This is a genomic window from Malikia sp. (genome assembly GCF_028687635.1).
GTDB lineage: Bacteria > Pseudomonadota > Gammaproteobacteria > Burkholderiales > Burkholderiaceae_C > Malikia.
Genome location: NZ_JAQTZS010000047.1, coordinates 1 through 3356, shown reverse-complemented (window position 1 = coordinate 3356; position 3356 = coordinate 1). Strand labels below are relative to the sequence as shown.

General features: G+C 38.2%; 4 protein-coding genes. 2 read left to right on the top strand and 2 right to left on the bottom strand.

Annotated features, from left to right (window positions below):
• Positions 1 to 1766 (bottom strand): ATP-binding protein (locus tag PHR85_RS15140; RefSeq protein WP_300056026.1); only part of this gene is annotated, 1766 nt, incomplete at its 3' end.
• Positions 1767 to 1896: 130 nt separating this feature from the next.
• Between PHR85_RS15140 and nth the strand changes: the two genes are divergently transcribed.
• Positions 1897 to 2544, top strand: coding sequence for an endonuclease III (gene nth, locus PHR85_RS15135; protein WP_300056023.1), 648 nt, complete (start codon positions 1897 to 1899; stop codon positions 2542 to 2544).
• Between the two features lie 14 nt (positions 2545 to 2558).
• Positions 2559 to 2774, top strand: coding sequence for a hypothetical protein (locus PHR85_RS15130; RefSeq protein ID WP_300056022.1), 216 nt, complete (start codon positions 2559 to 2561; stop codon positions 2772 to 2774).
• 4 nt (positions 2775 to 2778) lie between these two features.
• Here the strand turns inward: PHR85_RS15130 and cmoA are convergent.
• Positions 2779 to 3356, bottom strand: a 578-nt coding sequence (gene cmoA, locus PHR85_RS15125) for a carboxy-S-adenosyl-L-methionine synthase CmoA (protein WP_300056019.1), incomplete at its 5' end; no start/stop codon positions are given.

The following is a 3356-nucleotide window of genomic DNA, read 5'->3' as shown; positions in this document are numbered from 1 at the left end:
CCCTCTTCAGCTTTAATCTCTTGAGTTGCCAAAATACCGTCTTTGATCGGCATATCAATGTCCATAAAAATGATATCAAACTTATGTTCACGACAACTTTCAACTGCTTCATCACCGTTAGAGGCAGCTGTAACGCTAATCCCATACTCTTTGAGTAACAATTTAATCAAACGCTGATTGATTAGATTATCTTCTACAACCAAAGCATTCACTCCTCGTTGAAGTTGAGGGACGGCTACCGGAACCTCTTTGGTTAGACCTAAAACTTCCACTAAATGGTCTAATAAAGAAGTGGGCAATAACGGTTTAGAAAGAGAGGTATCAATTAAATGGAGCATTTTAGCCTGAAGCCGCTCATGTTCATCAAGAAGTAAAACTGTTTTACATGTCCGTTTCATTCGTGAAAGCGGCATTGTCCAGTCACTTTTTTCTTGGGAAGCAATAATATAAACAATTTCTGCATCCGCAAAAATAGACTCATCTAGCATTTGTGTTTTTGTAACACTTACCCCAAAACTGCGTAAATAGTTAGTAGGATGATTGGCATCATCAAGCCGTTTTTCATCAACAAGGACTACTTTTACAGTGTGCGCATTAATCATTTGCATCGCGTGATCGGAAGATCCGTCCAATGTCAATGAAAAGCTAAACGAAGAACCTCTTCCCTCATCACTGGTGATTTTAAGCTCACCCCCCATCAGTGAAATCAGCCCGTGAGACAAACTGAGTCCTACACCTAAACGGCTATCGGCATGATCACCCGAAACAAATGGTCGTGTGATATAACTGAGATCTGATTTACTGATCCCTTTACCTGTATCTTTAACCATAAAAGCAATATTGCACGTTCCTGTCGTATTACGTTTAAGCAGTTTTACTTCGATCGTTATCCGTCCCCCTTGTGGGGTAAATTTCAAAGCATTGTTATAGAGATTATTGATAACTTGTTTAATTTTACGAATATCGCCGGTTATGTACGTCGGAAGTTTCGGGTCAATAAAAAATAAAACACTGACACCTTTATCCGCAGCCATAGAAACAGCCCCTCGCGCGACTTCTTCCATTTCTGCGACAAGATTAAATTCACTTTTACTGATGCTTAATCGCCCATTTTGCATTTGAGCCAAATCAAGAAGATTTTCAATATTTGACATCAGATTACGTGCGGAGCCTTGTACTGAATGGATATATTCTAGTTGAGTATCACTTGGAGATGTTTTAGAAAGAAGTTCGACGAAGCCCAAAATACCATTCATTGGCGTACGAAATTCATGCCCTATATTAGCTAAAAACTTAGTTTTTAACTGTTCAACTTTTATCACTTCAGCCTTCAGTTCCACTAAATCACTTTGATCTTCCAGCCGTAATAAATAAAGATCTGTCCCACCTTCTTGTATTAAGGTTGATGTTGCCGCCATCACATGTGCATTTCCAGAGGGGTCTATAATAGTAAGCCCATATCCTTTAGGAAAGTGTGTTCGTAAATAATCAAGCCAACTTTTATCAAATTCAGTAAATACCTCTTCATCTTCGTGATCAAAAAGCTCACGAATACTTTCATGATTCGTACGTAATTCTTCAATCGTTTTAAACGAAACCAACTCAAAAAATGCTTTATTTGCCCCTATCCATCCATTTTCTTTTGTGAAAAAGAGCAAGGCAGCTGTGTCAGTGTCCAAAACTTTATAAAAAAGCTCTTTATTTATGTTTTGAACACTCTCTTCTGCGAAACGATGTTCATCTTTTGTAAAAAGTTTTTGAATCATGCGTAGTAATCCCAAAATTGTCCCCTTAATTAATCTTATATGGAAATCGGTTATTGTAACACAAAATATTCATACTAATGTTTTTTTTTTGATCGTGGTACAATACCGCCTAAAAAACCGGACAATTTTGATGAAAAAAGCGACAAAAAAAGAGATTAATACACTCAAATCAGCTCTTTTGGAACGCTATTCCGATGCCGTAACGGAACTCAGCTATGCAAACGCCTATGAACTTGTAATTGCTGTAGCCCTGTCCGCTCAGTGCACCGATAAGAGAGTCAACCTCATCACTCCCGCTTTATTCGAAGCCTATCCGAATCCTGAAGCCCTTGCAAATGCTGATATTAACGATGTAAAATCACTCATTCAAAGCTGCTCATTTTTTAACAATAAAGCGATCAATCTCATTGCAATGGCAAAAAGAGTCGTGGATGTTTACCATGGAGAAGTTCCATTGGATGAAAAAGAGCTTGTAACCTTAGCAGGAGTGGGGCAAAAAACAGCTCATGTCGTCCTTATCGAATACACACAAGCAAACTTGATGGCAGTTGACACTCATGTCTTTCGTGTTAGCCACCGATTAGGATTAAGTGATGATCTCAGTGCCATAGCAACTGAAGCAACGCTGGTCAAAAAATTCAAGACCAACCTCCATCAACTCCATCAAGGGCTCGTTTTATTCGGTCGATACATCTGCACTGCTAAAAATCCAAAATGTGATAGTGAATGTTTTTTAAGAGAGTTTTGTAAAAGTAAGGATGGATTTAAACCTCGATGAGATACAATAGCCCTATGAAAAAACACTACTTTTTGCTTCTGCTTCCGATTTTATTTGCAGGTTGTTTTAACGATCGTGGAGTCAGTATGCGCTATTATAACGACTGTGAAGAGTATTATGATGCTCAAGGGTATTATCACAAACAATGCGATAAAAATCTTTTTGATTATAAAGATATAAAAGAAGCGATGCAACCGGCTGAAAATCCCAAAAAAGGAAGTGTTCGATAGCCGATTATTTAATCGCTATAAACGTTGCAAAATTAGCCCATCTAAAAAGAACTTCACACGTTTTAAACCCATTATTCTTTGCCATTTGAAGATTTTCATTCATAGTATATGGGATTAAAACGTTCTCGAGAGCTTCGCGTTTTTGGACAATCTCATATTCACTGTAGCCTTGCACTTTTTTAAAATCATAATAGCAATCAATCAATTCTTTGTTCAGTTTCGGATCTTCACTAACCACTTTTTCGCTAAAAATAAATGACCCGCCTTCATTCAACGCTTCTGCAATCGTTCGAACCAACGTATCACGTACCATCGGGCGAATAAACTGTAAAGTATAGTTGCTGATAATTACTTGCGCTTTTTCATACGGAAATTGGAGAATATCACCCTCATAGAGTTCAATTCCGGAACCGTATGCTTCTATTTTTTTGTGGGCATGTGTAATCATGGCAGGGGAATTGTCGATACCGATTAAACGAATACTGCTGTTTTTGCCTGCGGCACGTTCTATCTCTAATAATAAAGAGGCCGTTGAACACCCTAAATCATACACTATTCCCCCATCTGCAAGAGCATTGAGGG